Source organism: Acinetobacter lwoffii, from assembly GCF_049367455.1.
Taxonomy (GTDB): domain Bacteria; phylum Pseudomonadota; class Gammaproteobacteria; order Pseudomonadales; family Moraxellaceae; genus Acinetobacter; species Acinetobacter lwoffii_W.
Window position 1 is genome coordinate 1,196,247 of the sequence record NZ_JBMPXW010000001.1, and the last position, 21,011, is coordinate 1,217,257.

Consider the following 21,011-nt stretch of genomic DNA (forward strand, 5'->3'; position numbering starts at 1 on the left):
ATATTTTTTAATGAAAAATATTGGTAAACGTTTGTTCATTATGTTTATTTTCAATTTGTATGATTTTTATATCATGCAAACAAAAATCGAGCCGATTATTGTAACGCAAAAAGGCTGATGACCCAAGAGCCATCAGCCAATTTTTGGAGCCGATTATAAAAAAACCGGCTCCCTTAAGAAATTACTTAAGAGTAACTGTAGCACCAGCTTCTTCAAGTTTCTTCTTAAGCTCTTCGCCTTCTTCTTTAGAAACGCCTTCTTTAAGAACTGCAGGAGCGCCTTCAACCATGTCTTTAGCTTCTTTCAAGCCAAGGCCAGTCGCTTCACGAACTGCTTTAATTACAGCAACTTTGTTCGCGCCGAAAGAAGTCAATTCAACATTGAATTCAGTTTGTTCTTCAGCAGCAGCAGCAGCAGGGCCAGCAGCAACAGCTACAGCAGCAGCAGATACATTGAATTTCTCTTCGAAAGCAGAGATAAGTTCAACAAGTTCAAGAACAGTTTTTTCAGCAACTGCGTTTAGGATTTCTTCGTTTGTTAAAGCCATGAGATTAACTCCAAATGGGTATTGAATGATGTGTGTTTAAGTTTGAGCTTAAGCAGCTTCTGACTCGTTTTTCTCTTGAAGCGCTGTAAGTAAGCGGCCCAATTTCGAAATAGGAGCTTGAAGAACGTTTGCAAGCATAGTAAGCGCTTTCTCTTGGTTCGGAAGATTCGCGATTACGCTAACTTCTGCACCTTGATAAAGTTTGCCATCAAATGCAGCAGCTTTAAGTTCAAATGCTTTATTAGTTTTAGCGAATTCTTCGAACAAACGTGCAGCAGCACCCATGTCGTCTTCAGAATTCGAGAAAGCTAAGATTGTTGGGCCAACAAGGTTGTCGTTCAAGATATTGAATTGAGTATCTTGAAGAGCACGTTTAGCCAAAGTGTTACGAACGATACGTGTAGTAACACCAAGTTTACGCGCTTCAACACGTAGAGTAGTTAACTGCTCTACAGTCAAACCTTGATAGTCAGCAACAACAGCAGCAAATGCAGTAGAAGCAACTTCAGCAACTTCAGCTACGATCTGTTTTTTGCCTTCGATAAGAAGAGCCATTGTAAAACCTCCTAACGGTGATTTATGTACTTACGCGAAGTACACTCCCAATTCGCAAGACCATCACTGGACTCACACGCGGAGGATGAACAAATCACACCACCGCGTCTACGCAGGCTGGGCTATTAAGAGAGAAGCACAAAACTCCCCTCGCCCGCGGTCTTTGACGCTGATAAATTTTCATTTATCAATTCAAAGTTTGCCTAAATTATCCCCTCTCCTTTTAGGAGATGGCTAGGGAGAGGTTTAACCCTCTTCCCGACCTTCTCCCAGAGGGAGAAGGAGACATCTTCAGGGCTTTAAAATTCTGTAATAAGTCGAGACTTATTTAGAAACGTTTGCTACATCAACGATCAAACCAGGGCCCATAGTTGAGCTCAAAGTGATCTTTTGAATGTATACGCCTTTAGACGTAGCAGGTTTCAAACGCTTCAAGTCAGCAACAAGTGCTTCAACGTTTTGACGAACAGCAGCAGCTTCAAAACCTACTTGACCGATCGCAGCATGGATAATACCAGCTTTATCTACGCGGTAACGTGCTTGACCAGCTTTTGCATTTTTAACTGCAGTAGCAACGTCAGGAGTTACAGTACCCACTTTAGGGTTTGGCATTAAGCCACGTGGACCAAGGATCGTACCAAGTTTACCTACAACGCGCATTGCATCTGGAGCAGCAATTACTACGTCAAAGTCAAGGTTACCCGCTTGGATGCTTTCAGCAAGATCGTCGAAACCAACAACGTCTGCACCTTCAGCTTTAGCAGCTTCAGCAGCAGCGCCTTGAGCGAATACAGCTACACGTACAGTTTTACCAGTACCTGCAGGAAGTGTAGTCGCGCCACGAACAACCTGGTCAGATTTACGAGGATCAACACCTAGGTTTACCGCGATATCTAGAGATTCTTTGAATTTAGGAGCTGGAAGGCTCTCTAAAACTGCAACAGCTTCTTCTAGCGTGTAAACTTTGTGTGCTTCTACAGCAGCTACAATCGCTTTTTGACGTTTAGTTAATTTAGCCATGTCTTAAAGCTCCACTTCCAAGCCCATAGAACGCGCAGAACCAGCAATGGTACGTACACGTGCGTCTAAATCAGCACCAGTCAAATCTGGTTCTTTAGTAGTCGCGATTTCTTCGATTTGAGCACGAGTCAACTTACCAACTTTAGTTTTGTTAGGTACAGCTGAACCCTTCTGGATACCAGCAGCTTTCTTAAGAAGAACAGCAGCAGGTGGAGTTTTCATGATGAATGTGAACGACTTGTCGTTGTACACAGTGATCACGACTGGAATTGGCAGACCAGCTTCAACTTTTTGTGTAGCAGCATTGAATTCTTTACAGAATGCCATGATGTTCACACCACGTTGACCTAGTGCAGGACCAATCGGTGGAGATGGATTCGCTTTACCAGCTGGAACTTGCAGCTTGATATAGCCGTCAATCTTCTTAGCCATTTCAAATTACCTCTGGGTGCAAACGCCGGTGAAGGCTCCCCAATGATTTCAAGTAACGATACCGTTACAACAACAATGCCTGACTTATAAATAAGTCAGGCGTTTTCAACCCATACAAATTAGACTGATTTTTCGACTTGACGAAATTCCAATTCAACTTGAGTTGGTCGGTTAAATACATTAATGGTCAGCGTTAAACGCGACTTTTCGTACTGAACTTCTTCCACCACACCTTTAAAGTCGGTGAATGGCCCGTCAACCACGAGTAATTCTTCGCCTGGTTCAAACATCGTCTTAGGACGAGGTGCTTCGCCAGTATTGCGTACACGCGCAAGAATCGCATCTGCTTCTTTTTGCGTAATCGGTGCCGGTTTTTCAGCCGTACCACCAATAAAACCTAAAACTTTTGGACATTCTTTAACAATGTGCCAAGTATCATCGTTCATTTCCATTTCGACTAGGACATAGCCAGGAAAGAACTTACGCTCTGATTTACGCTTCTTGCCATCCTTCATTTCTACCACTTCTTCGGTAGGAACAAGGACTTCACCAAAGCTATCGGCAACAGCGCTACGCTGGATTCGATCATTAAGCGAACGCATCACTTGTTTTTCATAACCTGAATAGGCATGAATAATGTACCAACGTTTCATAGCTCTCTTACCCGATAATAAACTTCATTAACCAGCCTAAAATATAGTCAAAACACCACAATAAGATGGATGCAATTACGACTACAACAAGAACTTGCCAAGATGTGGACATCGTCTCTTGCTTGGTAGGCCAGGTCACTCGACGCAACTCAATTCGTGCATCTTTCAGCAGACGAATAAAGCCTTTGCCTTGATGGGTGGCGTATAATAAACCGAATGCTGCAACGATACAAGCCAAAATCACCCCAACGCGCACCCAAATATCATTCGCAGGTGCCCAGTACGCTGGTAAATATTGGTTTACCATCATTGCACCAACCAATAAAATCAAGGCGATAACCCATAGAACCATGTCTAATGGAGAACCAGAACTTACATCTACTGCAGGATTATTTCTTTGAGGAATTGCCGCTTCGCCTAATGCGTCGCGTGATTTTTCATTCGACATTTTTGTACTCGTCGTAGGTTTCGCGACTTATTATATGACCAATTTTGCCGACATCAAGCGTCTTTTTAGAAACTTGGCAGGTCAGGAGGGACTCGAACCCCCAACATTCGGTTTTGGAGACCGACGCTCTACCAATTGAACTACTGACCTGCAAAACAACAAGTTGGAGCCTAAGCTCCAACCTGCTTGTCTTATTCTATGATTATGCAGTTACTTTAGCAACTACACCAGCACCCACTGTACGACCGCCTTCACGGATCGCAAAACGTAGACCTGGGTCCATTGCGATTGGGTGGATTAGCTCTACTGACATCTCAACGTTGTCACCAGGCATAACCATTTCCACGCCTTCTTTAAGCGCGATCGCACCAGTTACGTCCGTAGTACGGAAGTAGAACTGTGGACGGTAACCGTTAAGGAATGGAGTGTGACGACCACCCTCTTCTTTAGAAAGTACGTATACTTCTGCATCGAATTTAGTGTGTGGCTTGATCGCACCTGGTTTAGTCAATACTTGACCACGTTGTACGTCTTCACGCTTAGTACCACGAAGAAGAACACCACAGTTCTCGCCCGCACGACCTTCGTCAAGAAGTTTACGGAACATTTCTACGCCAGTTACTGTAGTAGTTTGAGTATCACGGATACCAACGATTTCTACAGACTCACCTACTTTAACGATACCAGTCTCTACACGGCCAGTTACTACTGTACCACGACCAGAGATTGAGAATACGTCTTCAATTGGCATAAGGAATGGAAGGTCAATTGCACGCTCTGGCTCTGGAATGTAAGAGTCAAGTGCTTCAACAAGCGCAACTACAGCTGGCTCGCCGTATTGGCTGTCATCACCGTTAAGCGCAAGAAGAGCAGAACCACGGATCACTGGAGTGTCATCACCCGGGAAGTCGTAAGTAGAAAGAAGTTCACGAACTTCCATTTCAACTAGTTCAAGAAGCTCTTCGTCGTCTACAAGGTCGCATTTGTTCAAGAATACAACGATGTAAGGTACACCTACCTGACGAGAAAGCAGGATGTGTTCACGAGTCTGTGGCATAGGACCATCAGTCGCAGCACATACAAGGATCGCGCCATCCATCTGAGCAGCACCAGTAATCATGTTTTTAACATAATCGGCGTGGCCCGGGCAATCTACGTGAGCGTAGTGACGAGTTGGAGAATCGTATTCTACGTGTGAAGTATTAATTGTAATACCACGTGCTTTTTCTTCTGGTGCAGAGTCGATTGCAGCGTAGTCTTTCGCTTCGCCACCGAATTTCTTCGCACATACAGTTGCAATTGCAGCTGTTAAAGTTGTTTTACCATGGTCAACGTGACCAATTGTGCCCACGTTAACGTGTGGCTTATTACGTTCAAACTTAGCCTTAGCCATGTTAATCTTCCTCGTTTACGTCGAACACAATTCTGAGTAAAACCCAGCTCCGACATATCGTTTAAAAAAACCGAACACCAAATACTTGAAAAGCAGACTAAATAGCCTGCTTTTGGAATTTCTTTGCAACAAAGTTGCCAAACTGTAATCTGGAGCTCTTATCGAGATTTGAACTCGAGACCTCTCCCTTACCAAGGGAGTGCTCTACCACTGAGCTATAAGAGCAAATATTAGTACTTCAATGGAGCGGGAGACGAGGGTCGAACTCGCGACATGTAGCTTGGAAGGCTACCGCTCTACCAACTGAGCTACTCCCGCACGATGTTGGTACAAACCACTTATTGAAGTCTTAAAATTGGTGGTGAGGGAAGGATTCGAACCTTCGAAACTTTCGTAGCGGAGTTACAGTCCGCCCCCTTTGACCGCTCGGGAACCTCACCATTTTTTACACTTACATCAGTGCTGTTCTTTACTTCACACTACCAAACTTCTAAGATGGTGCCGGCACACGGATTCGAACTGTGGACCTACTGATTACAAGTCAGTTGCTCTACCAACTGAGCTATGCCGGCGTTTCTTAGTGTTTCGTACGTTTCGTATCGGAACGGTGTGCAGTTTAGCAAAACTCAGAATCCTTGCAAGTGTTTTTTTCAAAAAAAACGTCAAAAACTCATAAAATCAAACCATTTGATGATAATTCAACCGCTTTGATCACTGCGCGAGCTTTTATTTGGGTTTCATTCCACTCAGATTCAGGATTTGAGTCGGCAACTAACCCTGCTCCAGCCTGAACATAGACCTTATTTTCGCGAATGACACAGGTACGAATCGCAATCGACATGTCCATTTCGCCGTGCCAGCCTAAATAACCAACAGCGCCACCGAAAATTCCACGTTTTACCGGCTCAACTTCATCAATAATTTCCATGGCACGGATTTTTGGCGCGCCTGAAAGTGTGCCTGCGGGGAAAGTTGCCTTAAAAACGTCCAGAGCATCGACATCATCACGTACTTCACCCTGCACATTGGAGACAATATGCATCACATGTGAATAACGTTCGATCACCATTTGATCAGTTACCTGCACTTTGCCAATTTTTGCAATGCGTCCCACATCATTACGTCCCAGATCAATCAGCATGACATGTTCAGCAATTTCTTTTTCGTCAGAGAGTAAGTCCTGCTCAAGTGCCAGATCTTCTTCTTTGGTTTTGCCACGTGGACGGGTTCCCGCTAATGGACGAACTGTGGCAATACCATTTTCCAGACGGGACAGAATTTCAGGAGAGGAACCGACAATATGGAATGGCGTGTTATTTTCCAAGGTCTGCCCTTGCACCAGGAACAAATACGGCGATGGATTGAGATGACGCAGCGCACGATACACCTGTAGCGGGTCACCGTCGAAGTCAGACACCATCCGGTGCCCGGGTACGACCTGCATTACATCTCCAGCACGAATATACTCTTTGACCTTTTCCACCGAAGCAATGAAGTTGTCATGTCCGGTGAGGGACTCGAAATGTGGCGGACTATGTTTTTCAGCTTTAAGACTGATGGGCGTGGCAAGAATATTTTCTAATTCATTTAATTGTTCATGTGCTTTTTCATAAGAACCCGGAGCAGTGGCATCAGCATGTACGATCAGGAACAAGGTATCTTTTAAATTATCAAACACGATGACGGTTTTAGACAGCATCATCCAGATATCGGGTAAACCAACCGGATCTGCTTCAGGCACATTTTTTAACTTCGGCTCGATATAACGCACAGCGTCGTAACCAAAGTAACCAACTAATCCACCAGTAAAACTCGGCAAGTCCGGCAATTCTACCTGGGTAGGCACCTTAAATTGCGCCTGAAAATCACGGATATATTGAAATGGATCAGCACAGTGCTGTTTTTCAATTGAAGCATCTGCATACTGTACAGTCAGTTCGCCTGCATTGCAGGAAAATACAGTAGATTCACCTAGTCCAATAATCGAATAGCGTGCCCAGTTCTCTCCGCCTTCTACGGATTCAAATAAATAAGCCTGCTGATGCTGTTTAAGGCGTGCAAAAATAGAAAGTGGTGTATCGGTATCTGCCAGACGCTGACGATAAACAGGAATGAGATTATAGCCTTGTGCAGCAAGTTGCTGGAATTGTGCTTGAGTGGTCATGCGGTTTTTCTCTTTAAATTAGGGTTACTCAGTATGTAAATAGAATTGAACTGAGCGACGCCATCGAAAAACCTTACAACTATTCATTTTCTTTCCTTAGTACGCGTATTAGGCAAGTAATTCTCTAAGATCATCCACAATCTGCTGCGGCTGACAATCTGCAATATTTTCACCATGATTATAGCCATAGCTGACCACAACACAATCAATCCCGGCGCGGCGTGCGGCTTCGACATCATTGGAAGAATCTCCAATCAACAAGACCTGTTCTTTGCTCACCTTATAATGTTCAACACAGTGCAGCAACTGGCGTGGGTGCGGTTTACGTTCAGTAAAACGGTCACCACCAATGGTATCGGCAAAATAATGAGCCATATCCAAGGTATCTAAGATACTGCGGGCAGGAAGTTCAGGCTTATTGGTCACACAAATCAGGGTTTTACCTTGGGCTTTAGCCCAGTCCAGAAATTTCAGGATTCCCGGAAAAGGAACGGTATCGACGCAGGGATCGACATTATAGATATCCAGAAAAGTCGTTAAGAGTTCCTGATGCTGTGCCGGTGTGACTTCACCCACCAGATGCTGGAGTACACTTTCACAGAATATCGACGTGCCCTTACCTATCCAGGTCCGTACCTGCTCTTCAGTTACCAGAGGCAATTGCAGCACATTCAGGCTCATATTCATGGCGCGATACAGATCATGTGCTGAATCCACCAAGGTACCATCCAGATCAAACAAGATCAGTTCACGCTTTTCTAATTGTGCAATAGACATCCCGACCCTCTTTTATAATGTGCGCAGCCACAAAAAAGGCATGCGCTATGCATGCCTTGATTGTAACCAATCATCAGCTTATTTGAACAACAACCAAGCCATAATTGCCAAAATAATCAGCACAATCACTGAAATCAAACCTACAGATACATTTTTCTGGGTTTCTTTTTCCTGTTCTACACGTGATACAGGCTGCTCAACCGGAATTGGGGTAGGCTCTGGTTTTACCGCATTAATGTCCACGCCTTCCGGAATAGGTGCCGGTTTTGGAATACCGACATTGGTTGGCATGCCATCACGGGTTAATTGTACCGTAGCATCACGATGTTTCAGTTCCGGCATTCCCTGATCATTCATTTGCTGTGCAGGTGTAGGCTCAGCGACTTCGACCTGTTCCACGACTTTTTCTGCCGTTGCTTCAATTTCTGCTGGAACCTCTACTGCAGCCGCAGGCGCCATTACTGAAAATTTCAAGCTGGCAAACTGAACAATGTCATCCTGCTTTAATAAGGTTTCTTGCGCAATCTGCACATCATTGACGAAAGTGCCATTCGATGAACCCAAATCCTGCACCCAGAGCGCATCATCCTTTAGTAAAAATGCCGCATGTTTACGGGAGATTTCCGCAGCCTGTAACACGATATCTGCCGCCTGATGACGCCCCACCAGCATGTCACGGTCAATGCTAATTTCCTGTCCTGTTAAGTCGCCTGTAATCGCGTGTATTTTCCAAGTCATGAAAGTTACTTCTCTGTTCTCTTTGACATTATCATAACATGCTGTCTGCAAATGCGAATGACTTAGCTTTTGGGTCTAAGTGTGGTTGTTGTAACGGTATTTTTACTTTTTTCTACCTGTTGGACGGGTTCTACCACTTGTCGCTGAATCACTGGTTCTATCGCTACCGGCGTAACAACTACATTGGCTGGCTGCGCCTGAACGGGTGCGGTCGGCACAGTTTGATAAGTCGAGTTTTGCAATGGCGTTCTGGATACTGGAATTCGCTGTTGATACACATCTTCAACACTTTCTGGCAGCTTGGCAAAGTTCCCGTCCGAATCGAGTGCGAGTTGCAGACTATATAGCTGACTATAGCGTTGTTGGGTCAGTTTACGCACTGCATTTTTATCGCCTACAATGGTTGGATGGATAAAAATCAGCAGGTTACGCTTCTGATTGGACTTACCTTCTGAACGGAATAAACGTCCCAAGCCTGGAATCGCACCCAGACCAGGTACAGCCTGACGCCCATAACTGGTGTTATCTGAGATCAAACCACCAAGGACAATGGTTTGTCCATGTTCGGCCAGAATTGAGGTTTTGATCGCTCGCTTGCTGGTGACCAGATCCTGTGCCTGCCCTTTACTGGCCTTGACATCAGAAACTTCCTGTTCCACTTCCAGGCGTACCGTACCATCTTCGCCAATATGCGGGACCACCTTTAAAGTGACCCCGACATCCTTGCGTTCAATGGTGGTATAGGGATTAGCAACTCCAGCAGCACCTGTAGACACTGAGCCTGTCACAAAAGGTACGTTTTCACCCACCACAATATAAGCTTCTTCATTATCCATGGTCACAATCGACGGCGTAGACAACAGGTTGGATTTAGTGGTTTCTTTGAGTGCCTGAATCATCGCACCATACAGACGACGGGAACCATCACTGCCTTCACGATAATCACCGAGTACCAGTGAACTGCCCGCGCCCACGGCACTTGCAGCACCTGCACCACCACCGGTGAGATAACCGGCCGCAATATTTTTCAGACTAGTCCCAAAATTATCGAAGTTCACCAGCCCAATCCCACTGCTGATATCACCCAAGGCCCATTGCACACCGAGTTGATCCGCATCGGTTCCTTCCACTTCAATAATCGCGGCTTCGATCAGCACCTGTTGACGACGGATATCCAGCTGGTCAATTGCTGATTCAATTTCTCGCATCAGTTGTGGATCCGCTTTCACCACCAGAGAATTTTGCGTGGTATCGGCAATAATACTGACGCCATTACCATTAAAACTGGTAATTCCGCCCTGCTCATTATTCATGCCGGTATTCAGCTGAATGCCTGAAGAGGTGTTGCTACTCGAACCCGTACTGGTATTGTTGTTATTTAAATTGCTGCTGGAACTGAGTGAAGACGAGGTCGAGGTTGTGCTACCTGAATTTGAATTACTACTGTTCACCGCCTGCCCGCTCACCAGCCCCTGCAAGATTTCCGCAAGATTTTTGGCACTGGCATATTTCAGACGAAAAACTTTTAAACCGCCCAAACGATCCGCAGCCGGCACATCCAGAGTTTCGATCACTTGACGCACCCGTTTGCGCGTCGTGGGATCACCTTTGATGATGATCCGGTTGGTACGAGTATCTGCAATCACCCGCACCCGTGAACCGCGGACATCTTTAGCTCCACCGGTGGCAGTCATGGACTCGATCAGTCCAATCATTTCTTCGGCCTGACTGGATTGTAAACTGACCGCTTCAATATCATTTTGACCGGTGCCATCCAGATTACGAATAATGGTTTCCAGCTGGTAAATATTGCTGGCACGATCCGACACAATTAAGGCATTCGTACCCGGCACCGCCGCCAAATGGGCAAACTGCGGCATTAAAGGACGTAATGCAGGAATCAAGTCATTCGGATTGGTATTTTCCAGCCACAACACTCGGGTCACAATCTGGTCACCACTGGCACGGCTTCTGGCATCATAGGGAATGCCTGAGCTTTTGACATTGCTGTCCGGAACCAGCTTGATGGTGTTACCCGAAGGAATCGCCACCACACCATTGACATTCAGTACGCCTAAAAACAGGTCATAGACTTCATTTTTATTCAGGGCTTTATTGGAGATGACCGTCACGTTGCCACGTACCCGCGGATCGACTGCGAAGTTTTTGCCGGTAATATCGGCCACTTCATTAATGAATGCAGTTAAGTCAGCATCTCGAAGGTTGATTTTCCAGGTTTGTGCATAACTCGCCGTACTGACCATAGCCATTAACGGTGCGGCCACACAGAATGCCCATGCTGATCGATTATTATTAAATAAAGCCATAAACTTTCGTGTTTCCTAACCCTATGCGTGATGACACATCACTTCAAATCTTGTTGTATGGTCATCACCTGATCACCACGTTTTATTTCGAGTTTGACCTGACCTTCACGTCGGGCCTGTTCCAGTAATTGTGCTTCGGTCTGTCCCTGGCTCAGCGTCTGGCCATTTAAAGACAAAATCCGGTCGCCCGGTCTTAAACCCAGGCGATTACGCAGTGCAGCCGGCGTCCGTGAAGTCACTTCATAACTACCATCTGCTGCACTCACCCCCATATTCTGTAAATACTGGTCTTTGTTTTCCTGCATCTGCTGGATGGCCCGACCAATTTCATTCTGTGGCGAAGGCTGCTCAGGCATACCACTATTAGAAGGCATAGCAGGCATTGAACTTGAAGATGCTGATGTTTCCGGCACAATCGGCTGATTCAAGCCATTTTCCAGACCTTTGAATAAGATTTCCTGAGTAGCACCTGTGGATCGACGCAAAATAACCCGATCCCAATGCACTTCAGCCAACTCAAAACCGCTATTGGCCAACATTTCCCCGACACGGTAACGATCGACCTGATCATTGATTTTCAGTACCGCAGAAGAGTTATAACTTGGACTGGCGACCATCACCCCTTGTAAAATGATATTGGCGGTTTCAACCACACCCGCAGACTGCCCAACTTCCTGAAACAGCGAAAATGCACCGATATTCGGAATTTGCGGCTGTTGCGAACCCAGTTCAACCCGATCCAGCTGCATGGCCTGGGGTGGAGCTATCAGCAACCAGAACAAAGCCGCCAGCTTCCAGCATAGATACAGGATGAGCAGTAACAAAACCACAGGTGCAGCACGATTGAGCTGTTTCAGTTCAATATTTTTTAAATCATTCAGAGAAACTGTCATCAATTCAAGCCTCCCATTAAGGGTTGGCGGGTACTGATCACATAGGTATCTAATCCGGCTTTACCTTCATAGGAAGGCGCATTCATTAAAAAGCGTTGGGTGAGCTGGATATCCAGCATCAGACTCGGATCAAGCTTGATATTCAGCATACGTTGATCGCGACTATCCCGAACACCAATTAACAGCTGTCCGCTTTCATCTGCGAGTTGTCCAGTCATGGCGGGTACATTCATGCGTTCCTGACGCTGGGCAAAGGTATAAATCAGCTCACCACCCACCCATTGCATTTGCCCGGCCACCTGACTAAAGCCCTGATCTTTTTTATATTTAAAATCCAGATCTTTAAACTGAATCGCAGTACTCGGCCATTGCCAGTCTGCAACTTTTTTTAAGGTTTCAGGCGCGACCTGCCCTTCAAGATTTTTGACAATTAAAGATTTATTCAGACCATAGGCCATGATCCCGGAAAGCTGGGTATTGCCACTATGCAAATCCATATGTGCTCCAACTCGCAGCAACAGCAAATCCAGCGGCCGTACTTTCCAGTTCAGACTGCCCCGAAGATTGCCTTTTTTCCAGTCCGCACTTCCCTGCCAGATATTTCCGTTTACATTATGCAACGTCTGGTTATTTTTATAAAATTTTGAAATTAACCAGGCTGCTGGCACTTGTAATACGACAAAAATAAAAAATGCAACAAGAGCAAGGATCAACCATCTTAAAGTTTTCGGTTTACTGCTCATCCCCACCACGACCAATCGCTCAAGTCCAAATCCCCCATTTATAATTTTCCCCTTATACCCACACATTATGCACACTTTTCTGCCAACGCCAATTCATAGATATAAAAAAACCAAGCAGGTATGCTTGGTTTAATGATCATAGACTGTCTGTATGACAGCCTAATGACCAGATCAAATGAAGGCTTAGATCAGGAAATCGTCCAGCTTTGCGCCTTTTTCCAATTCAGCCACCAACCAGCGCGGCTGTTTACCACGGCCAGTCCAGGTATCGTCCGGATTGCTTTTGCTACGGTAACGCGGTTCAACCGACTTACGTGACGATTTCTTACGCTTAGATGCACCAAATTCAAGTAACTGTTCAACCGTCATACCCACTTTCTCAGCAACTGCCAAGATTTGCTGATAAGCGTCTTCAATTTCTTGATCTTTTTTTGAAGCAATCAGCGATTCTGCTTCTGCTTGTAAACGTTTTAACTCTTCTACTGATAAATGCGTAATATCTGGCATAATGCTCTCCGAAAAATAATATTATTCATTTTATTAAATAATAGACCCATCATATTTATATTAAATAAAACATTCAATATAAAACCTTAAAGCAATAACAATAAAGTTTAAAAAAAATTACAAAATAAAATGCTTCATTCATTTTTAAATTTCATGTTGAACGCTTAATTCAAGTGCTTTGATTTTTTCGCGAATATGTTCCGGAATTTCTGTTTTCTGCATGGTCTTTTTATCGACACAGACAATCACTGCTTCTGAAGTAGCAACAATACTTTGCTGTTTTTCACTCCATAATAGATATTGCATTCTAACTGCACTATTTCGAATTTCTTCAATACGTGCTGCCACTTTTAAATGATCAGGAAAAACCACGGGTTTTAAATAACGGCACTGATTGGATGCCACTACGGTAGATACCGATTCAGTGAGAATTTCTAATTGGGTTAAATAAGCTAGACGTGCACTTTCGACATAACGGTAATACATGGCATTATTGACATGTCCAAAGGCATCCATATCGCCCCATGCAACTGTTTGTTCATAAATAACTGGATATTGTTTTAATTCTGACATCATTATTCTCAAGTCTTAATTTCTATAAAGTTTACATTCGATTCAAATACTGCATTTAACTGCTGTAGCAAGTCCTCCCGATCTTGTAAGGCAGCTTTAATTCTTAAATAACTCATCCGGATATCATCCGGATATAAGTCGAGCAATTGCTGAGCTTGATCTGTATAGCCTGTAGCTTGCAACACATGCCATTTCGCAAAGCTTAAAATCGGTAATGCCGGATATTTGGCTTCCCAGTGCGAAATCTGTTGTGCAATCGCATCATAATCTGGATTTTGCCGCAATAACTGTTGCTGGAACCACAAATAAAAGACATCCTGATTAAATTGCTGTTCCATTAAATGAATCGCAAGCACTTCATGCTCGGCACTCATTTCTGGCATTCTAAATAATAATTTCAACCATAATAATTTGACCGAATAGTCACGATCAAATATCTGAGGTTTTAAATCTAAATAACGTTGCTGTAAATAAAATAAATCGTCCTGTGTGGCTTGGTCATAGGCCAGTAATAATTGTTCCAGCCATGATTTTTTTACTTCTTGGTCTAAATGCCCATATTGAGTCGAGCGTAAATATAACCAGGGAAACTGCATGGCAAATACTCCCCATAATGCAACAAGGCGCTGCTCATAGGCTGTTTTAACCTGCATTAACCAAGGTGATAATTCATGCTGATTTAAAAACTCCAAATGGGTAAGTGCTTGTTCACCTTGCTGTTGTGATAAATAAATTTCAATCCGTTGCAATTCTGCCAATTCAAATGCCATGGGATTGGATTGGTTTAAAGCAGTTAATGCATGGGTATATTGCTGTTGTCCCCAAGATAAACGTGCATCAATAATATGCTTGAGTAAACCCGACTTGGTGAAAGACTGCTGAATAAAATCCCGCTGATCCTGAGCAGCGTTTAATAACCAGATGACTGCCAATTGTTCATAAGGGTGCAAGCGGGAAAAACTAAAGACTGTTTCAGTTTTACGCTGTTCACGGCTGCGATACTGCTTGATCGCATACCAGATGCAATGCATCAAAAAACTTACACTGACCAAGGATGCGGCCAAAAACCAGAGGGTGGTTTGTAACTGCCACTCGCGCCAATACAGATAGACATAGCCAGCCCCATGTCCATAACTCAGGATACTCAGCACCGCAATGCCAAGTAAGCAGACAAATAAATAGGCCAGCAGAATCTGTTTCATAAGCAATTAGCCCACTAGGGTGCGTGTGTTTAATAATGGAATCGGAGTAATCGGGGTGGCCTTAATTTGATTCAATTGCTGAATCCATTTTTGGCTCTGTGCATCCGGCAATTGCTCCAAGACTTCAATCACGGCATTCAGTGCTTGCTGAAAAGCGACGGATTGGTCTTTTTGCAAGGTATTTTGTGCGATGAGCAAGCGCAATTGGGCCTCTTTCAGTACCAGATGCCGTTGCATCAAGACTATGCTTGGCTGATCTGCGGATTCAATCTGAACCCAGCGCTGCCAGAAAGAGCGTTGAGTTTCTGGACGCTGACGATATGGTGTCCGAATTTCTTTTTCAATTTCAGTATCCATCTGCACCAAAACTTCTTTTACTTTATTTTGCTGCACTAATCGGCTGTTCACGAATTTTTTCAGCATGTCCTGATCTTTTGCAATTACTTGCTGCAAACTACTGACCAAGGCAGGCGCTAAAATATAATCATCCAGCTCATTGGATAACTGATTTAATTTCTCAATCGCAGTGGCGTATTGTTGCTGTTGCAGTGCAAATTCGATCAGATCCAGATGTTGCTGTACTAAGGCAATATCATTCTGTGTTTCATTAGCTACCGCTTCACTTACTGGCGCTTTTGCTGAAGTAGCCCTAGCACTTTCCTGCTGAGCAGAAATCTGGCGTTTTAAAGCCACGAACTGATCATTGAGATTGGCATTTTGCTGCTGTAACTGATTGATGCTTTGATTGAATTCAGTCTGTGCTGTATTCAGAACATGAAAGTCATAGCTAAGCTTGATGAGCCACGCCATACTCAAGATGAACACTACAATGAATAGTTTCTTCATGCGTTCCCTAATATCAGCCTCATTTTCTGCAAGATCGTATTTGCCTCTAAATCATCGACTTGTACGAATTGAAAACTTGCCTGATGCTGCTGTTGATATTCCCCAAGAATAGTGGCCAAACGTGGCCCCAAAACCAAATAACAGGCTTGCTGTATGAACTCTGCACTATCCTGCATAATTGCCAGCCAGTTTAACCAGCTTGCCTCACTAGTGATCAGAACTGCAAAACGCTGCTGCCTCTTAAGCAGCGACAAGTTCTCTGCCAAAATCGTTGCCGTCGTTTCAGGACATTGCCGCCGGTACAAAATAAAGTTTAAAACTTTAATATTGCTGGCACGTAAATGATCCATCATAAATTGACGACCGCCTTCTCCGCGCCAGAAGGCTACACCTGAGCCAGAAGCCAGTTGCTTCAACACAGGCAATTGCAGCATGCCTTCCGAGGTTTCGACCTCAGGCACATGACTATGAATGCCGTAGCTCGCCAATGCCTGTTCAGTGGCTTTGCCCACTGCCACCCAATGCACCTGCGCCAAGGCCGAGAGCTTAATACCCGCCTGTTGTAAATATTGCATGCCAATCTGAGCGGCCGTCGGGCTAACCACCACAATAATCTGTGCCTGCTCCAGCTGCTGATACAAACTCGACAGCTCATCGGAATAAGGCATGGCATGCAGTTCGAGCAAAGGCAATTCTAAAACAGACACTTGCGCTGCCTGTAACTGCTGGGTCAAACCTGCAGCACGATCACTGGGGCGGGTATTAATCAATAACATCAGTGTGAATAGAGTGCTTTCAGCAACTCGCCAGCACCTTGATCAAGCAAGTCTTTTGCCAGCTTCACACCCAATTGCTCTGCATCTGCCGTTTTTCCAGTCTGCTGTGCCCGGAGCAAAACTGCTCCATCGATACTGCCTACACGACCTTCGATTGAAATCACACCCTCTTTGAGCGTGGCATAACCGGCAATCGGCACCTGACAACCGCCTTCCAGATAGGCATTAAAGGCACGTTCGGCACGTACGCAAGCATCTGTATCTGCATGCAGGAGTGGCTGAATCAAGTCCAGCACCGTCTGATCATGAGTACGGCATTCTAAGCCCAATGCACCTTGTCCCACGGCCGGCAGACTGACTTCAGGCGTCAGAGTATGACGAATACGTTCTGCCAGACCTAAACGTTTTAAACCGGCACTGGCCAGAATAATCGCATCATACTGACCAGCATCCAGTTTGGACAAGCGTGTGCCGACATTACCGCGTAAATCGATAATGTCCAGATCCGGACGCTGTTTTAAAATCTGGGTTTTACGACGTAAACTTGAGGTTCCGACTTTGGCACCTTGTGGCAATTCTTCAAAACTAGTGTAGGTATTCGACACAAAGGCATCTAATGGGTCTTCACGTTCGCAGATTACTGCCAGACTCAGACCTTCAGGCAAGGCCATCGGGACATCTTTCATGGAATGCACAGCCAGATCTGCACGACCATCCAGTAAAGCGGCTTCTAATTCTTTTACAAATAGTCCTTTTCCACCAATTTTAGCCAGTGGTGTATCTAGAATTTTATCGCCCTGTGTAACAAAAGTGACTAACTCGACCTGCAAACCAGCGTGCAAATCTTGTAGGCGCGCACGGATGTGTTCCGCTTGCCAAAGCGCAAGTGGACTTTGTCGAGTTGCAATTTTTAGGGTCTTCATAAATTTCAATAACAGTAAATGAGAACAATAGTCTAAACTTAACCTGCTCACTTGAAAATGCAAGTGAATTTATACAAGTTTCAACTGAATGCTCTCATTCATCCCCTGCTAAAGCTTTTGAATCCGATCTCGTAAAAATGGTAAATGTCGCCGACTGACCGCCAAACGGTCGTCCAGCTCACGACAACGTACCTGATACTGACCTGAACTGACCACTTCCAGACCATCCAGATAATGCACCGAGATCAAGGCATTACGATGAATCCGGATAAACTGGCTCCCAAACTCCTGCTCCAACTCCTTTAAGGTTTCATCAATCAATACACTGCCGTTTTTATGACGCACAGTGACATATTTCTGATCCGCCAGAAAATAATAGATATTTTCAACTGGCACCAATTCGACACCACGATAGGTCTTTGCCGCAATCTGCTGGCGGCTGATATTGATTTCGTCCATATTTTCTTTTTGTTTTAGTTGGCTCATTTGAGCTTGGGTAAGTTTAGTTAAGTGCTCTAAAACCTGTGCCAATTCCTGTTGCATCACCGGTTTAAGCAAGTAGCCTTCGGCATTTGATTTAAATGCATCCAGCGCATGTTGGTCATAGGCCGTACAAAAGACAATGGCCGGCATTGGATCCAGTTGACGCAAATGTTGCGCACAAGCCAGTCCATTCATTTCAGGCATTTGAATATCTAATAGGATGACATCGGGTTCGTATTGGTGAGCCAGATCAATCGCTTGACGGCCATGGCTTGCTGTCGCCACCACATCATGCCCCAGTTGAGAGACCAAACGTGATAAACGCTCGACGGCCAAAGGCTCATCATCACAAATCAGGATGTCCATTTCTCCTCCTTACCCAGTTAACATCATCAGATGAATGATAAAGCTAACTGCGATTTCTTTGATTTATTTTTATTTATATTGATATCGCACTACCGTCGTAAACATCCCTTCGCCGGCAAAGGTTTGAAAAGTCACACTGGGTCCATAATAAGCTTGCAGACGCTGTCTGACATTTTCTATTGCAATACCATGTCCCTTTTTTAAAGTTTTATTATCCTGTGCATAAGGGTTGGTTATGATGATATTAATTTGATTTTGCAATATTTCAACCAATATGCTTATGGTACTCTTTGTAAGAATTTTTTCAACTCCATGGAAAATACTATTTTCTAACAAGGGTTGTAAAGTTAATAATGGAATTTGAACTTGTGAGTATAAGTCTTTGTTTTCTAACTTCCATTCCACATGCAAACGCTCACCTAGACGGATCTGCTCAATCTCCAGATAGCGTTGGCACAGATCAATTTCCTCCTGCAGGTTGACCAGTTTTAATTCCTGAAAACTGGCACGAAATAACCGTGACAAATTCAACAGCATGTGCTCGGCTTTATCCGGATCGATACTGATCAGGCTGATCACACTATTCATGCTGTTAAACAGGAAATGCGGCTGAATCCGTGCCTGCATGGCCTGAATTCTAGCATTCAGCTCGCTATGCTGCTGCTGCTCCCATTGTTCACGCAAGTAAAGATAACGAAAACAGAAGGTTCCCAGTAAAATTCCCAGACTTAAATGGAGTCCAACCTGATCCAGCGCAATCACCAGGTTTAAATCTTGAAAATTAAAATTCTGTCCAAAATGTATCAAGATATTCAGGTTCACCGTGGTCAGCAATACAATTGCCTGTAACAGCAGAAATCCGGAAGTTAACGCCAGTTTAATGCCCATACGCTGAAAGGACTGATGGAACAGTTCAACCAGTGCTGCAAAACATAACAGTATCCAGTTGATATACAGCATATATTGCAGCAGGTGTATCCCATTTAATGCCTGCCAGGATTGCGCTTCTGCAAGCGCCAGAATCATGGCGAGAATATTGCCGCCAGCAAACAGTTCCAGCAAATAGCGTAAATTGCCGATCTGGCTAAAAAAATAGGAATTTTGCGTTTGTTCGTTCATCGATGTAAAAGATTGAGCAGATGTGATTTCGGCAATGGGCTTTGAATTTGTTATACTCTTTTTCGTTCTACTGCTTTTAATCTGATTGAGCCGACATGACCACATCTTCTAATTCCTCTAATCCATCACACGCCCAGACTTCGGGTATGTGGGGCGGTCGTTTCTCTGAAGCGACTGATGCTTTTGTTGCTGAATTTACAGCATCTGTTCAATTTGACCAACGTTTTTATAAACAAGATATTGCAGGCTCGATTGCCCACGCAACCATGCTGGCAAAAGTGGGCGTACTGACCACGCAAGAACGCGATGACATTATTGAAGGTCTGACAGCGATTCAAGCCGATATTGAAGCTGGTAACTTCGAATGGCGCATTGATTTAGAAGATGTACACATGAACATTGAGTCACGCCTGACTCAGCGTATCGGCATTACTGGTAAGAAATTACATACTGGCCGTAGCCGTAATGACCAGGTGGCAACAGATATCCGTCTTTATGTGCGCGATGAAATCGATGGCATCCTGGAGTTACTGAAAAAATTACAAAAAGGTATTTTAAGCTTAGCGGCTAAAAATACCGACACCATCATGCCGGGCTTTACCCACTTGCAAACCGCTCAGCCAGTGACTTTTGGTCACCATTTGATGGCTTGGTTTGAAATGCTGGTACGTGATTCAGAGCGTCTGATTGATTGCCGTAAGCGTGTCAACCGTATGCCACTGGGTTCTGCTGCACTTGCGGGAACAACTTACCCGATTGAACGCGCCTATACCGCTGAACTGTTAGGTTTTGAAGCCGTTGCTGAAAACTCTTTAGATGCAGTATCGGATCGTGATTTCGCAATTGAATTTAATGCGGCTGCATCTTTAATCATGATGCACTTGTCACGTATGTCTGAAGAACTGATTCTATGGACGTCTGCACAGTTCAAATTCGTGAACATTCCAGATCGCTTCTGTACTGGTTCATCCATCATGCCGCAGAAGAAAAATCCGGATGTACCTGAACTGGTACGTGGTAAAACTGGTCGTGTCTATGGCGATTTGATGAGCCTGCTGACTTTAATGAAAGGCCAGCCTCTAGCCTATAACAAAGACAATCAGGAAGATAAAGAGCCATTGTTCGATGCGATCGATACAGTTCGTGGTTCACTCATGGCATTTGCTGACATGATTCCTGCACTGGTTCCAAACATTGCTGAAATGCGCGAAGCAGCGCTGCGTGGTTTCTCAACTGCGACTGACCTAGCTGATTACCTGGTGAAAAACGGCGTTGCATTCCGTGATGCGCACGAGATTGTAGGTAAAGCGGTTGCACTCGGTGTACAAGAATCTAAAGACCTGTCTGAATTGACACTCGAACAACTGCAACAGTTCTCTGACCTGATTCAAGCAGACGTATTTGAAAAAGCCCTAACTCTTGAAGCTTCGGTGAATGCCCGTAATCACATTGGTGGCACCGCGCCTGCTCAAGTGAAAGCAGCCATTGAGCGTGCACATGCGCGTTTGGAACAACTTTACGCATAA

22 protein-coding genes and 5 tRNA genes are annotated in these 21,011 nt (G+C 44.6%); 1 reads left to right on the forward strand and 26 read right to left on the reverse strand.

Annotation, left to right across the window (positions count from 1 at the left end; all coding sequences use genetic code 11):
* Window positions 1-181 precede the first annotated feature (181 nt).
* From rplL to ACO1B7_RS05825, 26 genes are all read right to left on the reverse strand, one after another.
* Entirely contained in the window at window positions 182-547 is a 366-nt protein-coding gene (rplL, locus tag ACO1B7_RS05700) for a 50S ribosomal protein L7/L12 (protein ID WP_004278611.1), read from the reverse strand.
* A gap of 48 nt (window positions 548-595) precedes the next feature.
* The gene (rplJ, locus tag ACO1B7_RS05705; RefSeq protein WP_004278612.1) at window positions 596-1,102 is read right to left on the reverse strand and encodes a 50S ribosomal protein L10; all 507 of its coding nucleotides are present in this window, start codon (window positions 1,100-1,102) and stop codon (window positions 596-598) included.
* A gap of 324 nt (window positions 1,103-1,426) precedes the next feature.
* A complete protein-coding gene (gene rplA / locus ACO1B7_RS05710; protein WP_004278613.1) occupies window positions 1,427-2,122 on the reverse strand; it encodes a 50S ribosomal protein L1 in 696 nt (231 codons plus the stop codon).
* Window positions 2,123-2,125: 3 nt separating this feature from the next.
* Window positions 2,126-2,554 (reverse strand): 50S ribosomal protein L11, encoded by a 429-nt coding sequence (gene rplK / locus ACO1B7_RS05715; RefSeq protein ID WP_004278614.1) that lies wholly within the window; start codon window positions 2,552-2,554, stop codon window positions 2,126-2,128.
* Between the two features lie 119 nt (window positions 2,555-2,673).
* Entirely contained in the window at window positions 2,674-3,207 is a 534-nt protein-coding gene (nusG, locus tag ACO1B7_RS05720; RefSeq protein WP_004278615.1) for a transcription termination/antitermination protein NusG, read from the reverse strand.
* A gap of 7 nt (window positions 3,208-3,214) precedes the next feature.
* Complete coding sequence (secE, locus tag ACO1B7_RS05725) at window positions 3,215-3,655, reverse strand: preprotein translocase subunit SecE (protein WP_004278617.1); 441 nt, start codon at window positions 3,653-3,655, stop codon at window positions 3,215-3,217.
* A gap of 74 nt (window positions 3,656-3,729) precedes the next feature.
* Window positions 3,730-3,805, reverse strand: a tRNA-Trp gene (locus ACO1B7_RS05730).
* A 52-nt stretch (window positions 3,806-3,857) separates the two neighbouring features.
* On the reverse strand, window positions 3,858-5,048 hold the full coding sequence (tuf, locus tag ACO1B7_RS05735) for an elongation factor Tu (RefSeq protein WP_004646112.1): 1,191 nt from the start codon (window positions 5,046-5,048) through the stop codon (window positions 3,858-3,860).
* Between the two features lie 150 nt (window positions 5,049-5,198).
* A tRNA-Thr gene (locus ACO1B7_RS05740) sits at window positions 5,199-5,273 on the reverse strand.
* Between the two features lie 17 nt (window positions 5,274-5,290).
* Window positions 5,291-5,366 (reverse strand) — tRNA-Gly (locus ACO1B7_RS05745).
* Between the two features lie 38 nt (window positions 5,367-5,404).
* A tRNA-Tyr gene (locus tag ACO1B7_RS05750) sits at window positions 5,405-5,488 on the reverse strand.
* A gap of 56 nt (window positions 5,489-5,544) precedes the next feature.
* Window positions 5,545-5,620, reverse strand: a tRNA-Thr gene (locus ACO1B7_RS05755).
* A 98-nt stretch (window positions 5,621-5,718) separates the two neighbouring features.
* Window positions 5,719-7,212, reverse strand: a complete 1,494-nt coding sequence (trpE, locus tag ACO1B7_RS05760) for an anthranilate synthase component I (protein WP_314104309.1) — start codon at window positions 7,210-7,212, stop codon at window positions 5,719-5,721.
* A gap of 108 nt (window positions 7,213-7,320) precedes the next feature.
* A complete protein-coding gene (locus ACO1B7_RS05765; RefSeq protein ID WP_423089896.1) occupies window positions 7,321-7,989 on the reverse strand; it encodes a phosphoglycolate phosphatase in 669 nt (222 codons plus the stop codon).
* A 78-nt stretch (window positions 7,990-8,067) separates the two neighbouring features.
* Window positions 8,068-8,727, reverse strand: coding sequence for an FHA domain-containing protein (locus tag ACO1B7_RS05770; RefSeq protein WP_004729299.1), 660 nt, complete (start codon window positions 8,725-8,727; stop codon window positions 8,068-8,070).
* 62 nt (window positions 8,728-8,789) lie between these two features.
* On the reverse strand, window positions 8,790-11,054 hold the full coding sequence (gene gspD, locus ACO1B7_RS05775) for a type II secretion system secretin GspD (RefSeq protein ID WP_005102817.1): 2,265 nt from the start codon (window positions 11,052-11,054) through the stop codon (window positions 8,790-8,792).
* Window positions 11,055-11,092: 38 nt separating this feature from the next.
* On the reverse strand, window positions 11,093-11,947 hold the full coding sequence (locus ACO1B7_RS05780) for a type II secretion system protein N (protein ID WP_005250460.1): 855 nt from the start codon (window positions 11,945-11,947) through the stop codon (window positions 11,093-11,095).
* Window positions 11,947-12,690 carry a type II secretion system protein N gene (gene gspN, locus ACO1B7_RS05785; protein WP_005250453.1) on the reverse strand — a complete coding sequence of 248 codons (744 nt, stop codon included), beginning with the start codon at window positions 12,688-12,690 and terminating at the stop codon, window positions 11,947-11,949. Before gspN ends, ACO1B7_RS05780 begins: the two co-directional genes overlap by 1 nt.
* A gap of 183 nt (window positions 12,691-12,873) precedes the next feature.
* On the reverse strand, window positions 12,874-13,200 hold the full coding sequence (locus ACO1B7_RS05790) for an H-NS histone family protein (RefSeq protein ID WP_026055760.1): 327 nt from the start codon (window positions 13,198-13,200) through the stop codon (window positions 12,874-12,876).
* Window positions 13,201-13,341: 141 nt separating this feature from the next.
* A complete protein-coding gene (locus ACO1B7_RS05795) occupies window positions 13,342-13,770 on the reverse strand; it encodes an acyl-CoA thioesterase (protein ID WP_086044203.1) in 429 nt (142 codons plus the stop codon).
* Between the two features lie 8 nt (window positions 13,771-13,778).
* Window positions 13,779-14,972: a hypothetical protein gene (locus ACO1B7_RS05800; RefSeq protein ID WP_005250450.1), complete on the reverse strand. Its 1,194-nt coding sequence runs from the start codon at window positions 14,970-14,972 to the stop codon at window positions 13,779-13,781.
* 6 nt (window positions 14,973-14,978) lie between these two features.
* Complete coding sequence (locus ACO1B7_RS05805; protein WP_005105429.1) at window positions 14,979-15,818, reverse strand: hypothetical protein; 840 nt, start codon at window positions 15,816-15,818, stop codon at window positions 14,979-14,981.
* The gene (locus tag ACO1B7_RS05810) at window positions 15,815-16,594 is read right to left on the reverse strand and encodes a uroporphyrinogen-III synthase (protein WP_005105426.1); all 780 of its coding nucleotides are present in this window, start codon (window positions 16,592-16,594) and stop codon (window positions 15,815-15,817) included. Before ACO1B7_RS05810 ends, ACO1B7_RS05805 begins: the two co-directional genes overlap by 4 nt.
* The gene (gene hemC / locus ACO1B7_RS05815; RefSeq protein WP_004647306.1) at window positions 16,594-17,517 is read right to left on the reverse strand and encodes a hydroxymethylbilane synthase; all 924 of its coding nucleotides are present in this window, start codon (window positions 17,515-17,517) and stop codon (window positions 16,594-16,596) included. The genes ACO1B7_RS05810 and hemC overlap by 1 nt, the downstream gene beginning before the upstream one ends.
* A gap of 108 nt (window positions 17,518-17,625) precedes the next feature.
* The gene (locus ACO1B7_RS05820; RefSeq protein ID WP_086044204.1) at window positions 17,626-18,366 is read right to left on the reverse strand and encodes a LytR/AlgR family response regulator transcription factor; all 741 of its coding nucleotides are present in this window, start codon (window positions 18,364-18,366) and stop codon (window positions 17,626-17,628) included.
* Window positions 18,367-18,435: 69 nt separating this feature from the next.
* The gene (locus tag ACO1B7_RS05825; protein ID WP_086044205.1) at window positions 18,436-19,590 is read right to left on the reverse strand and encodes a sensor histidine kinase; all 1,155 of its coding nucleotides are present in this window, start codon (window positions 19,588-19,590) and stop codon (window positions 18,436-18,438) included.
* On the opposite strand from ACO1B7_RS05825, the gene argH reads away from it, so the two are divergent.
* A complete protein-coding gene (gene argH, locus ACO1B7_RS05830; protein ID WP_222110601.1) occupies window positions 19,581-21,011 on the forward strand; it encodes an argininosuccinate lyase in 1,431 nt (476 codons plus the stop codon). The two genes, ACO1B7_RS05825 and argH, sit on opposite strands and share 10 nt — an antisense overlap.